The following is a 20,226-nucleotide window of genomic DNA, read 5'->3' on the forward strand; positions in this document are numbered from 1 at the left end:
GCGCCCCTCGTCGAGCCGGCCGGGCACCGGGTGCCGGACCCGGGCCGGACGGACGTGGCCGTCCGGCCCGAGTCCGGCTCGATCAGGGGTGCGCGGCGGCGCCGGGAGGCGCTGAATCGTCGACGCTGACCGAGAACAGGCTCATGTTGCCGACGGCCGGCAGGGTGACGTAGGCGAGCGTCTTGCCCGCCGGCAGCAATCGGACCTCGCCGTACAGGCTGACGTCGTGCGGGCCCTTGCCGCCGGTGAGCGGCTGGTTCCACTGGCCGGTCGACACGATCGAACTCGAGGCCACCGGCGCGTTGCCGTACCAGTCGGCGAAGTCGATCGGCACGTCGGCCGACGTGCCGTCGGTGAACGTCGCCTTGAGCGTGCCGCGTCCCACTCCGTTGTGGGCCGCGCCGAGGACGACCAGGGCCCTGCCGGTGCCGCCGACCTTGACGACCTGCCCGGACGCGCTGACCGCGTCCGGCGTGCCGGGGGCCTGTGCGGGGAACACGGTCGTGGCGGTGCCGACCTTCACCGTGCCGCCCGGGGTGACGCCGTCGGCCGCGAGGCTCTGTGCCGAGTAGCTGTACCCGCTGCCGTCGAAGTTGCCGGGACCGGGATCGCCGTTGGCGGTGACGCCGACGGTGTCGGCGGCGGCCTCCATCGAGGCGTACGGCACGTTCAGCCGCGCCGTCCGGGTGGCCGACATCCTTCGGCCGTCCACGCGTCCGCTGAGGGTGACGGCCAGGCTGGTCGCGCCCTGCACAGCGCCGGCCGGCACCGTGACGCGGAAGGTCCGACTCGCCGACCGGCCGGCCTGGACCGTCCCGAGGTGGCCCTTCTGCGGGACGACCCGCCAGCCGGCCGGTGCGGAGACCTTGAGCGCGGCCGAGGTGAGCGGAACGTCGGACAGGTTGCCGACCTGCACGGTCGCCGTGTAGGTGGTCCCGGGCTCGACGACGCCGGGCAGCTCGGCGATCTCGAAGCGGACCGGACCGTCGGTCTTCCGGACCCGGTACGTGGCGCGCAGCGGCAGCGAGGCCGAGGAGCCGCCGACCGCGATCGGGTAGGAACCGTCCTGGACGGTGAAGGCCTGGGCGCCGCTGTCCCAGTAGGACAGCTCCCGCGGGTTCACCGTGAGGGTGACCGTCCTGGTCTGGTGCGGGGCGAGCTCGACCTTGCCGAAGGCGCCCAGCTCCTTGGGCGCGGTCGGCGCCAGCGTGTCCGGTTTGCCGACGTACACCTGCGGCGCCTCGGCGCCCGCCCGGTCGCCGGTGTTGGTGACCTTGAATGACACGGTCACCGGGTCGCGCGAGTCACCCGAGAAGTGGTGGAGCCGCAGGTCGCTGTAGCGGAAGCGGGTGTAGGACAGGCCGTGGCCGAACGGGAACAGCGGGGTCTCGTCGTGCTGGTCGTACCACCGGTAGCCGACGTAGACGCCCTCGGAGTAGGAGGTCTCGCCGTCGATGCCGGGGTACTGCGCGGGCGTGCCGACCGGCGTCTGCGCGTTGCTCGCGGGCCAGGTCTGCGGCAGCTTGCCGGAGGGGTTCACGTCGCCCCACAGCAGTTGCGCGGTGGCCGCGCCGCCCCGGGCCCCTGGGTACCAGGTCTGCAGCACGCCTTCGACCTGCTTCAGCCAGGGCATGAGCACCGCCGAACCGGTCTGGAGTACGACCACGGTGTGCGGATTGGCCTTCGCCACCGCGTCGACCAGGGCGTCCTGGCCGCCCGGCAGGCTCAGGTTGGACCGGTCGGTGCCCTCGGCCTCACCGTCCTTCACGAACACCAGGGCGACCTGGGCCGTCTTCGCGGTCGCCGCCGCCTGGCCGAGGTCGGAGCCGTCGGCGTAGGAGACGGTGGCCGACGAACCGGCGCGGGAGACGATGGCATCGTAGGCGTTGTCCATCGACAGCGGGTTGACCTTGCTGCTGCCTCCGCCCTGGGCGGAGGCCTTCGCCGGGGTGCCGATGACGGCGATGTCGTGCGTCGAGGAGCCCAGGGGCAGGACGTCCCCGTCGTTCTTCAGCAGCACCGCGCTCTGGGCCTCGATCCGCTGGGCGGCCGCGTTGTCGGCGTCCTGGTCGATCGGGCCGCGGGCGGTGGTGTCGCGGTCGAACAGCCCGAATTCGAACAGCACCTTGAGCGTCTCGCGCACCCGGGCGTCGATGTCGGCCATCGTGATCGAGCCCTTGTCCAGCGCGGCCCGCACGTTGGGCAGGGTGTTGAACACCCCGGTCGGCAGCTCGACGTTCAACCCGTCCTTGATCGACGTGGTGGCGTGCGTGGCCGGGTAGTCGGACACCACGAAGCCCGTGAAGCCCAGCTGCGAGCGCAGCGACCCGAGAGTCTCGCTGTCGTCGCAGGCGTAGACGTCGTTGACCCGGTTGTAGGAGCACATCGCCGCTCCGGGCCTGCCGTCGGCGACGGCCACGCCGAAGTTCTTCTCGTAGATCTCGTGCAGCGTACGGTCGTCCATGTTCGCCGACACGGTCTTGCGATTGGTCTCCTGGTTGTTGGCCACATAGTGCTTCACCGTGGCGATCACGCCGTGGCGCTGGATGCCGCGGACGTCCGCGCCGGCCATCGTGCCGGACAGGAACGGGTCCTCGCTGAAGTACTCGAAGTTACGGCCGTTCACGGGCACGCGCTGGATGTTCTGTCCGGGGCCGAACACCACGTCCTGGCCGAGCGCCCGGGCGTCGCCGCCGAGCACCGAGCCGTACTCCTCGGCGAGCCGCGTGTCGAAGCCGGCCGCGAGGGCCGACGGGGACGGCAGCGCGGTGCTCTTGTCGACGCGGTCGCGCACACCGGCCGGGCCGTCGGTCATGGTGATGCCGGGAACGTGCAGCCGCGGGATCGGCGCGATGTACCCGACAGCGGGGACGGGGGCGTCCGCACTCCCGTGCAGCATGTTCACCTTGTCGGCGAGCGTCATCGCCGCGAGCAGTTCGTCCGCCCGTGACGATGGGCTCTGGGCTGTGTTCATCCACGGCTGTCCGGCGTCGGCCGACGCGGACTGAACGGGGACGAGCAGCCCTCCGGCGGCGATCGCCACGCCGGCGATCGCCGCCCACAGACGCCGGGGTCTGCGCCCGTGGGCACGTGATCTGGTCATGTTTCGACGCACATCCTTGGCGAGGTGGGTGGTCGGTGAGGTGGGTGCGTCGGTAGCCGGGAGGCCTACCGAAATGATCAAGGTAGGTTCGCCGCCAATTCACCGTCAAGATCTTGAAATTCCACCTGCCTCCGTCTTAGCGGCATCGGTGACGAGGGCCTTGACCATCCGCACGGAAGGCGATTACGTTCGTTAGGGAGTCTTCCTAACAGTTCCGTCCCGATCCCCGCCGGAGGAACTCGATGACCGCAGGACGCGCCCGTGCTCTCCTCTGTGCCCTCTGGGCCTGCGCACTCGTACTGGCCCTCGGCGGTGCGGCCGCCGCGGCGAGGGCCCCGGTCGCACCGGGCCCGATCACGCGGGTCTCAGCCGGTTCGGGCGCCGCGACCGCCCTGGCCGGATACCGGATCCAGTCCTCGGCCAAGGTGACGGACTCGGGCGCCGCCATCTCGACCCCGGGATACACGGGCGCGTCCGGCTGGTACTCGGCCGGCCCGCGCTCGACCGTCCTGGCCGCGCTCCTCGCGAACGGCAAGTACGGCGACCCGTTCTACTCGACCGCGCTGAAGTCCATCCCGGCGAGCGACTTCACCGTGCCGTGGTGGTACCGCACGGACTTCACCCTCGGCTCGGAACCGGACCTGCACACCTTCCTCGACTTCAGCGGCGTCATCTCCAGCGCGGACGTCTGGGTCAACGGCACGCGGGTGGCGACCGCCGCGCAGACCGCCGGCGCCTATCCCCGGTACCAGCCGGACATCACCGCGCTCGTGCACCCCGGCGCCAACTCCGTGGCGTTCTCGGTGAACCCCAACGACCCGGACAAGAACCTCACGACCGGTTGGATCGACTGGGTGCAGTCGCCACCCGACCACAACATGGGCCTGTTCCGCGACGTGTTCGTCCGGCGCAGCGGCGCCGTGGCGCTTCGGGGCGCCCACGTCACGACGAAGCTCGCCGTGGCCGCGCTGGACAAGGCCGACCTGACCGTCAAGGTGGACGCCCGGAACGACTCCTCCGCGACGGTGCAGGCGACGGTCGCCGGCACCGCCGGCCCGGCGTCCTTCTCCCAGGACGTGTCCCTCGCGGCCCACGAGACCAAGACGCTGACGTTCACCTCGTCGATCGCGAACCCGAAGGTCTGGTGGCCGTACGGGATGGGCGGCCAGCCGCTCTACGACCTCGACCTCACGGCCACCGTGGGCGGGGCCGCGACCGACACGGCGCACGAGCGGTTCGGCGTCCGCGACGTGCGCTCCGCGCTGAACTCCGACGGCGCCCGCACGTACACGATCAACGGCAGGCCGCTGCTCATCCGCGGCGGTGGCTGGTCCCCCGACCTGTTCCTGCGCCCCGACCGCACCTACCTCGAGGACCGGATCCGCTACACGCGTGACCTCGGGCTCAACACGATCCGGCTGGAGGGGCACCTGGAGCCGGACGACTTCTTCGACCTGGCCGACGAGTACGGCATCCTGACCCTGCCCGGCTGGGAGTGCTGCGACAAGTGGCAGAGCCTGAGCGGCTGGAGCAGCGCGGACCACACCGTCGCGAAGGCGTCGATGGCCGCCGAGGCCGCGCGGCTCCGCGACCACCCGAGCGTCATCTCCTTCCTGATCGGCAGCGACGAGGCGCCGACCAAGCAGGTGGAGCAGGAGTACGTCGACGCGCTGAAGGCGGCGGACTGGCCGAACCCGATCGTCCCGGCGGCGTCGGACGCGTCCGCGCCGATCACGGGCTCGTCCGGGATGAAGATGACCGGACCGTACGACTGGGTCCCGCCGAACTACTGGTACACGAAGAAGGAGGGCGGAGCGTACGGCTTCAACTCCGAGACGAGCGCGGGCCCGGACGTGCCGACCCTCGACACGCTCCACCGGATGATGAGCTCGAGCGAGCTCGACTCGCTGTGGCAGAACCCCTCCGCGAAGCAGTACCACCGCTCGCCGTCCAGCACGTTCGGCACCCTGAAGATCTTCGACAACGCGCTCATCGGCCGCTACGGCAAGCCGACGAGCCTGGAGGACTACGTACGCAAGGCGCAGCTCGCCCAGTACGAGGCGGTGCGCGCGCAGTTCGAGGCGTACGGCCGGAACTTCACCGACTCCTCCAAGCCGTCCACGGGCGTCGTCTACTGGATGCTGAACAGCGGCTGGACCTCCCTGCACTGGCAGCTGTTCGACTACTACCTCGACCAGGGCGGCTCCTACTACGGCGCCAAGGAGGCGAACCGGCCGCTGCACGCGCAGTACTCCTATGACGACCGGTCGGTCGCCGTGGTGAACTCGGGCCACGGCACGGCGTCCGGCCTCACGGTGAAGGCCGACGTGTACAACCTCGACGGCACCTCCAAGTACTCGAAGACCGCGACCGTGAGCGTGCCCGGCGACGGCGGCCATGCGACGGCGCTGACCCTCCCGTCGTCGATCAGCGGCCTGTCCACGACCTACCTGGTGCGCCTGACGGTCGCCGGCGAGGACGGCCGCGAGATCGACCGCAACGTGTACTGGCTGTCCACCAAGAAGGACGTCATCGACTGGTCGAAGAACGACTGGTACTACGTGCCGACGTCGAGCTACGCCGACCTCAGCGGACTGTCCGGCATGGCGGCGGCGCCGGTGAGCGCGGCGGTCTCCTCGGCGGCGTCCGCGGACGGCACCACCACGACCACGGTGACGCTCAAGAACACGGGCACGGGCAAGGTGCCGGCGTTCTACCTCGACGCCCACGTCGTCGACGCGTCCGGCAAGCCGGTGCTCCCGGTGCGGTGGTCGGACGACGCGGTCAGCCTGTGGCCCGGCGAGTCGACCGTGCTTACCGCCACCTACCGTACGTCCGACCTGCACGGATCCACGGCCGGAGTCCGCGTCTCCGGCTGGAACGTGGCCACCCGGACGGTCACCGGGTGACGAATGCCCGGGTCGGACCGGATCCGCGCGGTGGCGTAGCGTGTACGTCACCGCGCGGGCCGTTCCCCGACGAGGCGTCGGCGCAACGCGTTCGCCTGTCCTCGGAGGGTCGCAGGTGCCGATCGAAACAGCGGAGTTCGGGCGTACCGGTCACGACAGCACGCGTGTCATCTTCGGCGCAGCGGCGCTGGCCGCGGTGTCCCAGAGCGTCGCGGACCAGACCTTCGACGTGATCCTCGAGCACGGGATCAACCACATCGACGTGGCCGCCTCCTACGGCGAGGCGGAGGTGCGGCTCCGGCCGCTGCTGCGGCGGGAGCCGGACCGGTTCTTCCTGGCGACCAAGACCGGCGAGCGCACGGCGACGGGCGCGCGTGAGGAGCTTCACCGGTCGCTGGACCGCCTCGGCGTCGACCACGTCGACCTGTGGCAGTTGCACTCCCTGGCCGACCCGATCGAGTGGGACATCGCCCTCAGCCCCGACGGGGCGCTCGAGGCCGCCCTGGCGGCGCGGGAGGAAGGGCTCGTGCGGTGGATCGGCGTGACCGGCCACGGCACGCAGATCGCGGCGAGCCACCGGCGGAGCCTGGAGAGGTTCGACTTCGACTCGGTCCTGCTGCCGTACAACTACCTCACCCTGCGCAATCCCTACTACGCGGACAACTTCGAGGCTCTGTACCAGACGTGCCAGGAGCGTCAGGTGGCGATGCAGACGATCAAGTCGATCGCGCTGCGTCCGTGGATGGGCCGCCCGCACACCCGGTCCACCTGGTACGAACCGCTGGAGCGGCAGGACGACATCGACCTCGCCGTCTGGTGGGCGCTCAGCCGGCCCGGCGTCTTCGTCAACAGCGTCGGCGACGTCGACCTGCTGCCCCGCGTCCTCGACGCCGCCTCCCGTTTCGGCGAAGCACCCGACGACGCCGCGATGGACGCGCTGGTCCAGCGGTCCCAGGCCGAGCCGCTGTTCGTCTGATCCCCGGCCGTCAGTGCAACTCGTCGGAGAGGTGCACGAAGCGGTGGCCTGCCGCCAGCAGGCGGGGCACGGCGGCGGCGATGCCCTCCGCCGTGCCGCCCTTGGGCTGGTTCATGTGGCAGATCACGATCGAGCCGTCGGCGGCGCCCCCGACGGCGTGGTGGACCTCCGCGGGGGTGAACGTGGCGCCCGCGTCGCCGTTGACGCTGAAGCCGACGAAGCGCTCCCCGATGTCGGTGACGATCCGCGCCGCGACGTCGTCGCAGTACGCGGTGCCGGACCGGAAGAAACGCGGCGGTGAGCCCAGCAGCCGGGTCAGCTTGACATGGTTGCCGGCGACCTCGTCGTACACCTCACCGGCGCTGCGCGTGCCGGCGATCCCGTACGCCGACCGCCCGGTGACCGACAGCGGACGGTGCCGGGTGCCGTGGTTGGCGATCTCGAACAGCGGTTCGCGGGACAGCCGGCGGAAGACCGCCGGGTTGGCGTCGATCCAGCGGGAGTTGATGAAGAGGGTCGCCGGCACCTCCCGCCGGCGCAGAAAGTCGATCAGCTTGTGGTCGTAGCCGCTCCCGCCCGGACCGCCGCAGGCGTCGAAGGTCAGCGCGATCGCACCTCGGGTGGGCAGTGCGCGTACCGTCCCGGGCGCGCCGAACCCCCAGGTGTGCGGCTTCAGCCGCCCGTAGCGGGCCACCACCTCGGCACGCGTCGCCGTGTGGGCGGCGGCGGGCCGCGGGGTGAGGCTCGGCCTGCCGCTTCCGGTCCCGGGGCCGGGCGCCCCGCTGCCGGCCCGGCCACCGCGGGCCGTGCCGGACGGGCCCGCGCAGCCGGCGAGCGCGCTCGCCGCCATGGCCGCCAGGACCGCACGGCGGCTGGGAGGCATTCGGTGGTCCACACCGTAATCATGGTGCGTACGGCGTTCACGCCAGGTTAAGCATCGACGGAGTCGGTGGCGTCCGGGACGTCGGCGAAGGTGACGGCCGAGTGGCGGCGGGCCTGACGGGTAGTCATGCGGAAGCGGTTCTGCCCCTTCCCAAATCCGGTCGGCTGGAGTAGACAGACGGGGAAACTGATCGGCGAATCAGTATCGGGGGCGCCGGACCGGCAGAGAGGCGATGCCAATGGCCGCGATCCCCGACGACTTCACCGGCCGCTGGGAACACGAGAAGACCCACCTGCGGAAGTCCTTCTTCCGGCTCGACATCGCGGCGTTCCTGATCTGCGCCCTGGTCGGCCTCGACACGCTCGGCACGGTCGCGGCCAAGGGCCCGCAGGGCCTGGTCTGGCTGCTGTTCCTCGCGGTGTTCTTCTTCCTGCCGTACGGGCTGCTCGCCGCCGAGCTCGGGTCCTCGTTCCCGTTCGAGGGCGGGCCGTACGTGTGGACGAAACTGGCCTTCGGCCGGTTCGCCGCAGGGGTCAACCAGGTGCTCTACTGGATCTCCAACCCGGTGTGGCTCGGCGGCACGCTCACCATCGTCGCCGTCACCACGTGGGAGAAGTTCTTCTTCGACCTGCCGGGCACCTGGAAGTACCTCGGCGGCGCGATCTTCATCTGGATCGGCGCGCTCGCGGTGCTGCTGGCGTTCCGCATCGGCAAGTGGCTGCCCACCGTCGGGGCGATCGCACGCGTCGTCCTGATCGGCACCTTCCTCTTCTCGGTGATCCTCTATGGCGCGAAGCACGGCGTCCACCTGCACGGACGCGATTTCAAGCCCAGCTACGTCGGCTTCGTCGGGCTGGTCCCGGTCCTCGTCTACAACTACGTCGGCTTCGAGCTGCCCAGCACGGCGGCCGAGGAGATGACCGCCCCGCAGCGGGACGTGCCCTTCGCCATCGCCCGCTCCGGGGTCCTCGCGGTCGTCCTGTACGGCGCGCCGATCCTCGGGACTCTCCTGGTGCTGCCGGGCAGGGCCATCGGCAGCCTGGGCGGGTTCGTCGACGCGTGCAAGGCCGTGTTCACGGTGTACGGCGGGCACGTCGCGGCCAACGGCTCGGTGACGCTGACCGGCGCTGGTTCGGTGATGGGCAAGATCGCCGCGCTCGGCCTCATCATCGGGGTGCTGACCAGCGGAATCACCTGGTCGATGGGCGGCGACCGCGCTCAGGCGGTGGCGTGCGCGGACGGCGCGGGGCCGGCGTTCCTCGGGAGGTTCTCGGCGCGCTTCGGCACGCCGATCCGGGTGAACCTCCTGTCGTCCGTGCTGTCCACGGCCGTCATGGTGGCGGCGTTCCTGATCACCAAGGGCGACGCGCAGAAGTACTTCTCCGCCGTGCTCGGACTGGCCATCTCCACCACCTTCATCTCCTACATGCTCGCCTTCCCCAGCCTGTACGTCCTGCGGCGCAGGCTGCCGGACGTCGAGCGGCCCTACCGGTCCCCCGCCGTGGGCCTGGTCGCGGCGCTGCCGACGTTCTTCGTGGTGTTCACCCTCGTCCAGCTCGTGTGGCCGGGGCTGGGGGTGGGGTGGTTCGGCACGTCGGGTGACCCCGCCGACTCGCTGCCGGCGGGCTTCGCGCACGACCGGCTCGGCTACCTGCTGAGCCAGTTGGTGCCGCTCGCCCTGTGCGTCGGCCTCGGCGTGCTGTTCTACGTGCTCGGAACGCCGACGCGACGGGCACGCCGGGCGGAGCCGGAGCCCGCGGCGGACACCTGAGTCAGAAGGAAGGACACGTGCCCTTGTCCGGTCCCGGGGCGCGACGGATACTGACTCAAGAATCAGTAAGGAGTCGCCATGTACGACGTCGTGGTGGTCGGCGGTGGGCACAACGGCCTCGTGGCCGCCGCCTACCTGGCAAAGGCGGGGCTGCGGGTCTGCGTCTGCGAGGCGCGCGAGGTGGTGGGCGGGGCCGCGGTGAGCGAGCATCCCTTCGGCCCGGACTACACGGTCACGTCCCTGTCGTACGTGGTGAGCCTGCTGCCGCCCGCCCTGGTCCGCGACCTGCGGCTCGACCGGCACGGCTACCACGTGTACCCGCAGGGCCCGTACTTCGCGCCGCGCGCCGACGGCGGGCACCTGCGGCTGCCCGACGACCCGGCGCGACGCCGGGAGGAGATCGAGCGCTTCTCCTCCAAAGACGCCGCCGCGTACGAGCGGTGGGACTCCTGGATGGGCAAGCTGGGTCGGCTCCTCGGCCCGCTGCTCGACCAGATCCCGCCGAAAATCGGCTCGCACCGGCCCGCCGACCTCCTCCGGCAGGCCGGGCTGCTGCGCACCCTGCGCGGCGTGGACGAGCGCTCGGCGGTCGACATCACCCGGATCCTGACCGACAGCATCGCCGACCTGGTGGAGGACTTCTTCCACTCGGACGCGATGCGGGGCGTGCTGTCGGTGTCCGGCGTCATCGGCACCTGGGCCGGCCCCCGGTCCGCCGGGACGGCGTACGTCATGCTGCACCACCACGTCGGCGAGACCGCGTGGGGGTTCCCGCGCGGCGGCATGGGCGGGGTGACCCGGGCGCTGGCCGCCGCCGCCCGCGGGTTCGGCGCCGAGATCCGCACGGCCGCGCCGGTGGCCCGCATCGACGTCCGCTCCGGCCGGGCCACCGGCGTCACGCTGGAGTCCGGCGAGGAGCTGACGGCCGGCACCGTCATCACGACGGCGCACCCGAAGATCTCGTTCCTGCGGCTCCTCGAGCGCCGGGACCTGCCGGCGGACTTCGTCGCGGACATCGAGCGCTGGAAGACCCGCAGCGGCACCGTCAAAATCAACCTGGCGGTGGACCGGCTGCCGGAGTTCCGCGGGATCTCCGGCTTCGACCCGGAGGTGCACGGCGGCACGATCGTGCTCGCCGAGTCCCTCGACGACATCGAGGGCGCCTTCCAGGACGCCGTGGCCGGCCGGGCCGCCGAGCTGCCGTTCGCCGACGTGTGCATTCCCAGCGTGTTCGACGACTCCCTGGCGCCCGAGGGGCACCACATCGTGTCGATGTTCACCCAGTGGGTGCCGCACACCTGGCACACCGCGCAGCCCGCGGCGGAGCTCGAGGCGTACGCCGACCGGATGGTCGCCCGGATGGAGGCGGTCGCGCCGGGCTTCGCCTCCTCGGTCCTGCATCGGCAGGTGATCGGGCCGTACGACATGGAGCACCGGTACAACCTCATCGGCGGCAACATCTTCCACGGCGAGCTGACGCCGGGCCAGATGTTCCACGCGCGCCCGGCGGCCGGCTACGCCGACCTACGCACGCCGATCAAGGGGCTCTACCAGGCCGGCTCGGCCACGCACGGAGGCGGCGGCGTCACCGGAGTGCCCGGCCGCAACGTCGTCGCGCAGGTGCTCAAGGACCGCCGGAGGCGCCGATGACCCGGCTAGAGGGACTCGAGGCCGAGCTCGCGGGCGGCCTGGTCGTACGCCCACGCCTCGGCCTGTCTGCGCGTCAGCACGCCGCGGTGCACGGTCGTCTGCACCGACAGCCCGTCGATCAGCGCGGTGATGCGCCACGCCGCGGCCTCCGGATCGGCGCAGGAGAACTCCCCCGCCGCGACGCCCTCCGCGATGATCCCCGCGATCGTGTCGCGCCACCGCAGGTCGAGGCGGCGGCAGACGCGGCGCAGCTCGGGCTCGCGCAGGGCGGCCGACCAGCCGTCGATCCACAGCCGCCAGCCCGGCGCCGCCGACCCACTGGGGTGGTACAGGCGCAGCGCCCGTACGAGGCGCCGCCGCGCGGAGCCGCCCGACCCGGCGACCTCGGCGAGCCGGTCGAGGTCGCGGCGCGCCGCGTACGCGAACGCCTCGGCGACCAGGCGGTCCTTGGAGCGGAAATGGTAGAAGACGAGCGCGGTGCTGACCCCGAGTGCGGCGGCCACGTCGGCGACCCGTACGGCCGCGACGCCGCGCTCGGCGATCTGGGCGACGGCGGCGCGCAGGATCTCCTCGCGCCGGTCGAGGGCGGTCAACCGAGCCACGCGCCGACACTATCCCGGCCGGGAGGTCCCCGATGAGGTCGTGGCCGCCCGCCCCGTTCGGTGACGAGGACCTCGACGACGCGCTCCGGCCGTTCGGCGAGGCGACGATGCTGCCGGGCCGCGCGTACACGGCACCGGAGGTGCTCGCCTGGGAGCGGCGGCACCTGTTCGCCGGCACGTGGAGCTGCCTGGGGCGGTCGGAGGAGCTGCTGCCCGACGGGGTGACGCAGCGTGGCGTCGTCGTGGGCGACGTGCCGGTGCTGCTCACGCCGGAGGGGGCCTTCGCCAACACGTGCCGGCACCGCGGCCACGAACTGCTGCCCGACGGCGGCAGCGGAACGCGCGACCTCGTCGTCTGCCCGTACCACGCGTGGGCGTACCGGCTCGACGGCAGCCTGCGCGGGGCGCCCGGCTTCACGGTGACCGGGTACGACCTGCCGCGCCTGCCGCTCACCGTCTGGCACGGCTGGGCGTTCGTCAACGCCACCGGCGACGCGCCGCCGTTCGCCGAGCACGCCGGGGCGCTGACCGCGCTGGTGGAGCCGTACGCGCCGGAGAGGCTGAGGCTCGCCGCGCGGCACGAGTACGACGTGCGGGCGAACTGGAAGGTGATCGTCGAGAACTACCACGAGTGCTACCACTGCCCGCTGATCCATCCGGAGCTGTGCGCGGTGTCGCCGCCCGCGAGCGGCGACAACTACGACCTGCCGGGCGCGTGGGTCGGCGGGTCGATGGACCTGCGCGACCACGCGGAGACCATGTCGCTGGACGGCCGGTCGGGCGGCGCCTTCATCCCGGGCGCCGAACGCCGCCGGGTGCACTACTTCGGCCTGGTCCCCGACCTCCTGATCTCGCTGCACCCGGACTACGTCATGGCCCATCGTCTGCGGCCGCGCACTCCGGACCGCACCACGATCGAGTGCTCCTGGTACGTCCCGCAGGGGGCAGGCGACGCCGGTTACGCGGTGGAGTTCTGGGACCGGACGAACCGCCAGGACTGGGCCGCGTGCGAGTCGGTGCAGCGCGGCCTGGCGTCCCCGCACTTCCGGCCCGGTCCCTTCGCCCCGAGCGAGGACGCCGTGCACGCGTGGGTGCGGATGCTCGCGCGCGCCTACCAGGGTGTCCCCGTCTGGGCGTGACACCTGGCGCCGTCAGCCGACCGCGACGCCCGCCCCGGGCTCCGGGCGCCGTCAGCCGACCTTGACGCTCGGCCCGAGGCTCCGGCCGCCGTCGACGCTGAGGTACGCGCCGGTGACCTGGCGGGCTCCGCCGGCGACGAGCATGGCGACCACTTCGGCGACGTCCTGGGGCTGGGAGACGCGCCCCAGCGGAGTCTCGGCTTCGCCTCGGGCGATCATGGCCGCCTGGTGCTCGCCGGCGTTGGCGTCGGTGGGCACGAGGCCCGGGGCGACGGTGTTGACGAGGATCCCGTCCGGGCCGAGCTCACGGGCCAGCACCAGGCCCAGCGTGTCCTGGGCGGACTTGGCCACGGCGATCTCGGCCATACCGGGGGCACCGCCGGCGCGGGATCCGCTCGCCCCGATGAGGATGATGGACCCGCCGCCGCGGGCGCGCATGCCCGGGACCACCAGGTGGCAGCAGTTCAGGGTGCAGGCCAGCTGGACGGCGGCCCGCCCCTGGATCGCCGCGACGGACTCCCAGGAGTCGATCGTCGGCCGCCGCCGGATGTCCGACGTGTTGCCGAACGCGTTGCACACGAGGATGTCGATCTCACCCAGCTCTTCGGCGGCCTCGCGGACGAGCCGCTCGGCCGCGGCGGGGTCGCCGACGTCGCCCTGGACGGCGACCGCGCGCGAGCCCGCCGCCTCGATGTCGGCCACCACCTGTCCGGCCGGCTCCGGACTGTTCACGTAGTTCACCGCGACCGCCGCGCCGTAGCCGCCCAGCGTGCGGGCGATGGCGGCGCCGATCCCCCGGCTGCCCCCGGTGACCAGCGCGACCTGGCCGGTCAACGATCCGTGTCCGCTCGGTACGCCCATGCTCTTCCCTCTCCCAGATTGACAGGTTCCTGTCGAAAATCTAGCACTAAGGTACGGGCATGGACCAGCAACCGGCCCTGGACCGCCGAGACGCCGGCGGCGATCTGATCACCACGCTGATCGACGAGGTCTTCCAGCTCAACGGCAGGCTCCTGCGCGCGGGCGACGCGCTGACCGCCGAGTTCGGTCTCACCAGCGCCCGCTGGCAGGTCCTCGGAGCCATCGGCGACGGACCCGCGACGGCCGCCGCGATCGCCCGCCGGCGCGGGCTGCGCCGGCAGAGCGTGCAGGAGATCGTGACGCGCCTACGCGCGGACGGACTGGTCGAGGCCCGGCCCAACCCCAAAGACCGGCGCGCCCCGCTGGTCGCCCTCACCCCCCGGGCCGAGCGGCTGCTGACCACGATCGAGCCCGCGCAGGCCCGCTGGGCGAACCAGCTGGGATCCACACTCACCGCCGAACAGCTCGCCACCGCCGTCGAGGTCCTCGCGGCCGTCCGCGCGATGATCGACGATTGAAGCCGCCCGACCCGGCCGGGCAACGACCTTGTCGGGGGTGGTCAGTGGGCGAAGAGCGTGCTGGCCAGGACCACGTGGACGGTGGTGCCGGCGAGGATGCTCAGCAGGGCGTTGCGGCGCCACAGGTGCAGGCCGACGGTGACGGCCAGGGCCACCAGTGGGGCGAGTGCACGCGCGTGGGTCAGTGGCAGGTCGCGCAGGCAGTAAGCGAAGAGGATCACCATGACGCCGGCCGGCATGCGGGCGCTGAGGTAGTGGACGGTCCTGCTCGCGCGCAGGGGCGCGAGTGCGGTGAACGGCAGCGCGCGCAGCGCCCAGGTGACGGCCGCGGACACGGCGACCGCGGCGATCAGGTAGCGGGTGTCAGGCATGGCTCGGCCTCTCGCCCGTGAGCAGGTGGCGGGCCAGGAGCCCGGCGGTGAACAGGGTGAAGGCGGCGAGCAGCATCTGGCCGGGGAGGAAGACGCGGGCCGCCAGCGCGCTGAGCAGCGCGAGGACAGGGGTGGGCAGGTCGCCGCGCCGAACCCGGACGGCGTCGAGGGCCAGGACGGTGAACAGGGCTGTCATGGCGAAGTCCAGGCCGGTGACGCGCTGAGGTATCAGCGAGCCGAGCAGGGCGCCGACGGTGGCGGCGCCGACCCAGTACAGGTGCAGGAACACCTGGAGCCACCGGATCCGCCCGCCGGACCACGAGCGGGCCTGCTCGCCGGTGGTCAGAGCGTATGCCTCATCGGTCAGGGCGAAGGTGCTGTAGACCTTGGCGGCGCGGCCCTGGACCCGGTGCAGGGGGAAGGACAGCGCGTAGAAGACGTGCCGGACGTTGACCAGGAAGGCGGTCAGGGCGATCGTCGCGAGCGCGGCCGGTGCGGCGACCAGGCCGACGAGCAGGAACTCGAACGATCCGGCGTAGATGACGGTGGTGAACACGCTCGGCCACCACCACGCCAGACCGGAATGGGTGACGAACACCCCGAAGGCGAGGCCGAGCGGGACCAGTCCCAGCCCCACGGATCCGGAGTCTTTGAGCGCGGCCCGCGCCTCGGACGCCACTCGGGGCGCGGCAGCGGGCCGCGGAGGATCGTCGACGGCACATTCCATACTCGCAATATCGTCGGCCGCGGCCTGGAGGTCCTCATCGACGTGGAGATCTACGCGAGCGACCTGAAGACGGTGGAGGCGTTCGAGGCCACCGTGGCGGCCTACGAGGAGGTCGTCGAGTTCCGCCGGATGTTCGGCCGCCCCGACTACCTGATCCGCGTCGCCGTGGCCGACCATGCCGCGTACGAGGCATTCCTGACCGACCGGCTCATCGGCCTCCCCGCCGTCCTGCGAGTGGTCTCCCACCTGACCATGAAGAAGATCAAGGCCGACCACTGACCCCTGAGCGGACCCGCCTCAGAGGCCGGTGACCTGAGCGGACCCGCCTCAGAGGCCGGTGAAGCGCGGCAGCCTGCCGCGGGTCTCAGCCGATGCGGATCGGGAGTGCGCGGGGCCCGCGGACCTGTCCCGGCGCCCAGGTCACCGCGTCCGGATCGTCGAGGGCGAAGACCGGGACCCGTTCGAGCCAGACCTCCAGGGCGACCCGCAGTTCCATGCGCGCCAGGTGGGAGCCCACACAGCGGTGGATGCCCAGGCCGAACGCGGCGTGCCGGTTGACCTCACGGTCGATGACGACATCGTCGGCCCGGTCGAACTGGGCCGGATCGCGGTTGGCCGCCGGGAACGACAGCAGCACCCAGTCGTCGGCCTTCATGTCGACGCCGCGCCAGTGCATGTCCTCCTTGACCAGCCGCGCCATCGTGACCGGCGCGTAGACCCGCAGGAGCTCCTCGATCGCGGTCGGCACCAGCCCGGGCTCGGCGACCAGCCGTTCCCGGTCGCCGGGCGTCTTGGCCAGATGCCACAACGACGCCCCGATCGCACTCCACGTCGTGTCGATCCCGGCGATGAGGAGCAGGGCCATCGCGCCGGCCACATGCGACGGTTCGAGCCTCCGGCCGTAGAGCTCGGCGTTGAGGAGGTAGGTGGTGAGATCGTCGCGCGGGTCGTCGAGGTGGTCGCGGATCTGCTCGAGCAGGTAGTCGAACAGCTGGTCCATCCGCTGAATGCGCTCGTCCGTGGGCTGGTTGGCGCCTTCGAGGGCGTTCTCGACGAACTGGGCGAACTTCGGTGCGTCCTCCGGAGGGAAGCCGAGCATGGCGGCCATGACCCGCATCGGGATGTGCTGGGCGTACTCGCTCGCGGCGTCGACGACGTCCCGACCTTCCAACCCGTCGATCAGCGCGTGGCACAGCGCCCTGGTGTCCGGCTCGTACGCGGCGATCGCCCGCTTCGTGAACGCCGGGAGCAGCAGCCGGCGGGCGTCGTGGTGGAACGGCGGGTCGGAGGAGATCGGCGGCACCACGCCCACCGGCGCCAGGCTTAGTGGGGGCCGGTAGTTGCTCACGACGATCGCCCGCGAGGAGAAGCGCTCGGTGTCGTAGGCGATCGCGGCGACGTCCTCGTACCGGGTGGGCAGCCACGCGCCGCCGAACCGCTCGGTGTGCGCGATCGGGCAGCGCCGCCGCAGGTCGTCCTGGATCGGGTACGGGTCGGCGGCCCACTCCGGCTCGGTGTGGGAGAAGTCGGTCGCCCAGTCCGCGACGGGACCGGTGACGACCTCGTTGCGCGTTCCGAGGAGTCGGGGGTCGTCCTCCGTGTCCCGGAAGTCGCGGGTGAAGCGGTCGTCAACCGTCATCTCAGGCTCCTTCGTGAAGGTCGATGGCGCGTTCGGGGCAGTTGGCGGCCGCGCGTCGCGCGTCCTGCGCCTTGTCCGGCGGCACGACGCCGTCGCCGAGGACCGTCCCGAAGCCTTCGTCGTCCTCGCCGAACAGAGCGGGGGCCAGGTCATAGCAGCGGCCGTGTCCCTGGCAGCGCCCCGGGTCGAGCTGAACTCTCACGATGCCTCTCCGATCTGGAAATGTGCTGTCACGCGGAACGGTGAGCGGCCTCGCGGGGCGCGGCCCGGCGGGAGAACCGCATGGCGCCGTCGTCGACGCGGCCGTACCGCAGGTCGACCAGGTCACGGGGGTAGCTCGTGCGGAGCCGCCACGGGGTCCGGGAGCCCGCCTTGGGGAACTCCTCGATGGAGCGCAGCACGTAACCGGCCTGGAAGTCCAGCAGGGGCTCCTCCGTGACAGTGGGGTCGTCGTTGACCGGCACACACTGATCATGGCCGTGGGCGTCCAGATGGCGCAACAGCCGCATGACGTACTCGCTGACGAGGTCGGCCTTGAGGGTCCAGGACGCGTTGGTGTAGCCGATCGTGAAGGCGAAGTTCGGCACGCCGCTGAGCATCATGCCCTTGTAGGCCATCGTCTCCGGCACCGCGACGTCGCGGCCGTCGACGGTGAGCCGGATGCCGCCGAGGACCAGCAGCCGCAGGCCGGTGGCGGTGACGACGATGTCCGCGTCGAGTTCGGTCCCGGACTCCAGGCGCAGTCCCGTCTCGGTGAACTCCGTGATCCGGTCGGTGACCACGGACGCGCGTCCCTCGCGGATCGCGGTGTACAGGTCGCCGTCGGGGACGATGCACACTCGCTGGTCCCACGGCCGGTAACGCGGCTTGAAATGCGTGTCGACGTCGTAGCCCGGAGGCAGTCGCCGGATCGCCGCCTTGCGGATGATCGAGCTCACGAGGCCCGGGCGGCGGCGGCTGAGCCGGTAGAACAGCGTGACCGCGGTGATGTTCTTCCACCGCACGATCGGGTACGCCCGGCGGTCCCCGATCAGGCGCCGCAGGGTGTTCGCGATCGCGTCGCGGGCCGGCAGCGACATGATGTACGTCGGCGAGCGCTGCAGCATCGTCACGTGCGCGGCCTCGTGGGCCATGGCCGGGACCAGCGTCACCGCCGTCGCGCCGCTGCCGATCACGACGACCTTTTTGCCGGTGTGGTCGAGGTCCTCGGGCCAGTGCTGCGGGTGGACGACGGTGCCGCCGAACCGCTCGATGCCGGGAAAGTGCGGCAGGTGGCCGACGTCGTAGCGGTAGTAGCCGCTGCAGGCGTACAGGAAGCCGCACGTGTAGCGGACCGGTTCGCCGTCGTGGATCGCCTCGACCGTCCACCGGGCGTCCTCGCCGGACCAGGAGGCGTTTACGACGCGGTGCCCGAAGCGGATGTGCCGGTCGATGCCGGCCTCTGCGGCGGTGTCGCGGATGTAGCGCAGGATCGACGGCCCGTCCGCGATGGCCTTCGCCTGCGTCCACGGCCGGAACCGGTAGCCGAGCGTGTGCATGTCCGAGTCGGACCGCACCCCCGGGTAGCGGAACAGGTCCCACGTCCCGCCGATGGCCTCTCGCGCTTCCAGGATGGTGTACGTCTTGCCGGGAAGGGCCGCCTGGAGATGGTGGGCCGCGCCGATGCCCGACAGACCGGCACCGACGATCAGCACGTCGACGTGCTCGGTCATGACCGCGCTCCGGCGACCGTGGCCGTTGCGGGCGGAACCGGCGGGGTGTTCCGGCGGCGTACGACCGCCCGGCCGCCCTTCGCCGGGGCGTTGGCGATGCCGCGCGAATGCCATCGCTCATCCGGCTCGGTGGTGGGTATCAGGGTGAGGTCGCGCAGCAGGGTGCGCAGGACGACGTTCATCTCCATGGTCGCGAACGCGGCGCCGAGGCAGCGCCGCGCGCCGCCGCCGAACGGGATCCACTCGTACAGGTCCGGCTTCGCGTCGAGGAAGCGGTACGGGTCGAAGGCCCGTGGGTTCGGGAACAGCGACTCGTCGTCATGGATCAAGGTGATGCCGACCAGCACCGTGTATCCCTTCGGCAGCGTCCACCGCCCGAGCCGGAAGCCGTCGGTCTTCACGTGGCGCCCCACGAGGTCGATGACCGGACGCGTGCGCTGCACCTCGACGATCGTCGCCTGGCGGAGTGCGTCGCCGCCCGCGTCCGCCTCCGCGACGAGTTCGCGCAGGACCGCAGGGTGGCGGCGGAGCCGTTCGACCGCCCAGGCGAGGGTCGTCGCGGTGGTCTCGTGCCCGGCGGACAGCAGGGTGAGCAGCTGATCGGCGATCTCGCCGCGGCTCATCGGCGAGCCGTCGTCGTAGCGACTCTGCAGCATCAGCGCGAGGACATCGTCGCGCTCGTCGAGGTCCTCCCCCGCCGCCTTGTGGATCAGCCGGTCGACGATCGCGTCGTACCGCCGGCGTGCGATCCAGAACCGCCCCCACGGGCTCCACCGCCCGAGGTCGATCTGCGGAATCGGCATCACCGCCAGCCGGGAGCCGAAACTGACCCACGGCGGCAGCAGCGCCCGCAGCTCGGCGAGCTCGGCGCCGTCCGCGCCGAACACCGCGCGCAGTATGGCGTTCAGCGTGATCCGCATCATCGACGGCAATGTGGCGAACTGCCGGTCCTCCGGCCACGACGCCAGCTCGCGTACCGTCTCCTCCTCGATGATCTCCTCGTACGCCCTGAGCCGACGGCCGTGGAACGGGGGCACGAGCAGCTTGCGCTGCTTGCGGTGCTCCTCGCCCGTGAGCGCGAACAGCGAGCCGGGGCCGAGCACCCGCCCGAGATTCGGCTGCAGGTTCTCGACGAGGTCGGAACCGGCCGTGAACAGCTGCTTGATCTCGTCGGAGTCGCTGATGACCACGGCCCGGCCGAAGATCGGCACGTTGATGCGGAAGGCGTCACCGTAACGGGCGCGCATCCGGCGCATCCCGCGGAACGGAGTGGTCAGCGCGAAGGCGCCCTGGACGAAACGCGGGGACGACGGGCCCGGCGGAAGCGTCACGGTCGTCATGGAGAAGCACCCCTCTCAGCATGGT

Annotated in this window: 17 protein-coding genes; 7 read left to right on the forward strand and 10 right to left on the reverse strand. The window is 71.5% G+C overall.

Translation table 11 applies throughout. From position 1 onward, the window contains the following. Positions 1 to 82: 82 nt before the first annotated feature. Positions 83 to 3,103 carry a glycoside hydrolase family 3 C-terminal domain-containing protein gene (locus AB0I04_RS08725; RefSeq protein ID WP_360881179.1) on the reverse strand — a complete coding sequence of 1,007 codons (3,021 nt, stop codon included), beginning with the start codon at positions 3,101 to 3,103 and terminating at the stop codon, positions 83 to 85. Positions 3,104 to 3,345: 242 nt separating this feature from the next. On the opposite strand from AB0I04_RS08725, the gene AB0I04_RS08730 reads away from it, so the two are divergent. Continuing rightward, positions 3,346 to 6,012 carry a beta-mannosidase gene (locus AB0I04_RS08730; protein ID WP_360881181.1) on the forward strand — a complete coding sequence of 889 codons (2,667 nt, stop codon included), beginning with the start codon at positions 3,346 to 3,348 and terminating at the stop codon, positions 6,010 to 6,012. A 115-nt stretch (positions 6,013 to 6,127) separates the two neighbouring features. Continuing rightward, positions 6,128 to 6,988 carry an aldo/keto reductase gene (locus AB0I04_RS08735; RefSeq protein WP_360881183.1) on the forward strand — a complete coding sequence of 287 codons (861 nt, stop codon included), beginning with the start codon at positions 6,128 to 6,130 and terminating at the stop codon, positions 6,986 to 6,988. A 10-nt stretch (positions 6,989 to 6,998) separates the two neighbouring features. Here the strand turns inward: AB0I04_RS08735 and AB0I04_RS08740 are convergent, their stop codons facing one another. Further along, complete coding sequence (locus tag AB0I04_RS08740) at positions 6,999 to 7,883, reverse strand: polysaccharide deacetylase family protein (protein WP_360881185.1); 885 nt, start codon at positions 7,881 to 7,883, stop codon at positions 6,999 to 7,001. A 226-nt stretch (positions 7,884 to 8,109) separates the two neighbouring features. Here AB0I04_RS08740 and AB0I04_RS08745 point away from each other — a divergent pair, with 226 nt between their 5' ends. Further along, on the forward strand, positions 8,110 to 9,642 hold the full coding sequence (locus tag AB0I04_RS08745; protein ID WP_360881187.1) for an APC family permease: 1,533 nt from the start codon (positions 8,110 to 8,112) through the stop codon (positions 9,640 to 9,642). Between the two features lie 78 nt (positions 9,643 to 9,720). Next, positions 9,721 to 11,292, forward strand: a complete 1,572-nt coding sequence (locus tag AB0I04_RS08750; RefSeq protein ID WP_360881189.1) for an NAD(P)/FAD-dependent oxidoreductase — start codon at positions 9,721 to 9,723, stop codon at positions 11,290 to 11,292. Between the two features lie 5 nt (positions 11,293 to 11,297). Here AB0I04_RS08750 and AB0I04_RS08755 read toward each other — a convergent pair whose 3' ends face one another. Then, the gene (locus AB0I04_RS08755; protein WP_360881191.1) at positions 11,298 to 11,894 is read right to left on the reverse strand and encodes a TetR family transcriptional regulator C-terminal domain-containing protein; all 597 of its coding nucleotides are present in this window, start codon (positions 11,892 to 11,894) and stop codon (positions 11,298 to 11,300) included. Positions 11,895 to 11,926: 32 nt separating this feature from the next. Between AB0I04_RS08755 and AB0I04_RS08760 the strand changes: the two genes are divergently transcribed. Next, the gene (locus tag AB0I04_RS08760) at positions 11,927 to 13,033 is read left to right on the forward strand and encodes an SRPBCC family protein (RefSeq protein WP_360881193.1); all 1,107 of its coding nucleotides are present in this window, start codon (positions 11,927 to 11,929) and stop codon (positions 13,031 to 13,033) included. A gap of 51 nt (positions 13,034 to 13,084) precedes the next feature. On the opposite strand, the gene AB0I04_RS08765 is transcribed toward AB0I04_RS08760, so the two are convergent. Further along, positions 13,085 to 13,894 (reverse strand): SDR family oxidoreductase, encoded by an 810-nt coding sequence (locus AB0I04_RS08765; protein ID WP_360881195.1) that lies wholly within the window; start codon positions 13,892 to 13,894, stop codon positions 13,085 to 13,087. A 59-nt stretch (positions 13,895 to 13,953) separates the two neighbouring features. On the opposite strand from AB0I04_RS08765, the gene AB0I04_RS08770 reads away from it, so the two are divergent. Further along, positions 13,954 to 14,412 carry a MarR family winged helix-turn-helix transcriptional regulator gene (locus tag AB0I04_RS08770; RefSeq protein ID WP_360881197.1) on the forward strand — a complete coding sequence of 153 codons (459 nt, stop codon included), beginning with the start codon at positions 13,954 to 13,956 and terminating at the stop codon, positions 14,410 to 14,412. Positions 14,413 to 14,453: 41 nt separating this feature from the next. Here AB0I04_RS08770 and AB0I04_RS08775 read toward each other — a convergent pair whose 3' ends face one another. Both AB0I04_RS08775 and AB0I04_RS08780 read right to left on the reverse strand, forming a co-directional pair. Continuing rightward, positions 14,454 to 14,783, reverse strand: coding sequence for an AzlD domain-containing protein (locus AB0I04_RS08775; protein ID WP_360881199.1), 330 nt, complete (start codon positions 14,781 to 14,783; stop codon positions 14,454 to 14,456). Beyond that, the gene (locus AB0I04_RS08780) at positions 14,776 to 15,420 is read right to left on the reverse strand and encodes an AzlC family ABC transporter permease (protein ID WP_360881201.1); all 645 of its coding nucleotides are present in this window, start codon (positions 15,418 to 15,420) and stop codon (positions 14,776 to 14,778) included. The genes AB0I04_RS08775 and AB0I04_RS08780 overlap by 8 nt, the downstream gene beginning before the upstream one ends. A gap of 132 nt (positions 15,421 to 15,552) precedes the next feature. On the opposite strand from AB0I04_RS08780, the gene AB0I04_RS08785 reads away from it, so the two are divergent. Next, complete coding sequence (locus tag AB0I04_RS08785; protein ID WP_360881203.1) at positions 15,553 to 15,789, forward strand: Lrp/AsnC ligand binding domain-containing protein; 237 nt, start codon at positions 15,553 to 15,555, stop codon at positions 15,787 to 15,789. Positions 15,790 to 15,874: 85 nt separating this feature from the next. Here the strand turns inward: AB0I04_RS08785 and AB0I04_RS08790 are convergent, their stop codons facing one another. From AB0I04_RS08790 to AB0I04_RS08805, 4 genes are read right to left on the reverse strand one after another with little or no spacing between them, the layout of a single operon-like run. Beyond that, positions 15,875 to 17,149: a cytochrome P450 gene (locus AB0I04_RS08790; RefSeq protein ID WP_360881205.1), complete on the reverse strand. Its 1,275-nt coding sequence runs from the start codon at positions 17,147 to 17,149 to the stop codon at positions 15,875 to 15,877. Between the two features lies 1 nt (position 17,150). Further along, the gene (locus AB0I04_RS08795) at positions 17,151 to 17,351 is read right to left on the reverse strand and encodes a ferredoxin (protein WP_360881207.1); all 201 of its coding nucleotides are present in this window, start codon (positions 17,349 to 17,351) and stop codon (positions 17,151 to 17,153) included. 28 nt (positions 17,352 to 17,379) lie between these two features. Next, positions 17,380 to 18,861: an NAD(P)/FAD-dependent oxidoreductase gene (locus AB0I04_RS08800; protein ID WP_360881209.1), complete on the reverse strand. Its 1,482-nt coding sequence runs from the start codon at positions 18,859 to 18,861 to the stop codon at positions 17,380 to 17,382. Beyond that, a complete protein-coding gene (locus AB0I04_RS08805) occupies positions 18,858 to 20,201 on the reverse strand; it encodes a cytochrome P450 (RefSeq protein ID WP_360881211.1) in 1,344 nt (447 codons plus the stop codon). Before AB0I04_RS08805 ends, AB0I04_RS08800 begins: the two co-directional genes overlap by 4 nt. Positions 20,202 to 20,226 lie beyond the last annotated feature (25 nt).

Source organism: Actinoallomurus sp. NPDC050550, assembly GCF_040655075.1.
In the GTDB taxonomy this organism is placed as follows: Bacteria; Actinomycetota; Actinomycetes; order Streptosporangiales; family Streptosporangiaceae; genus Actinoallomurus.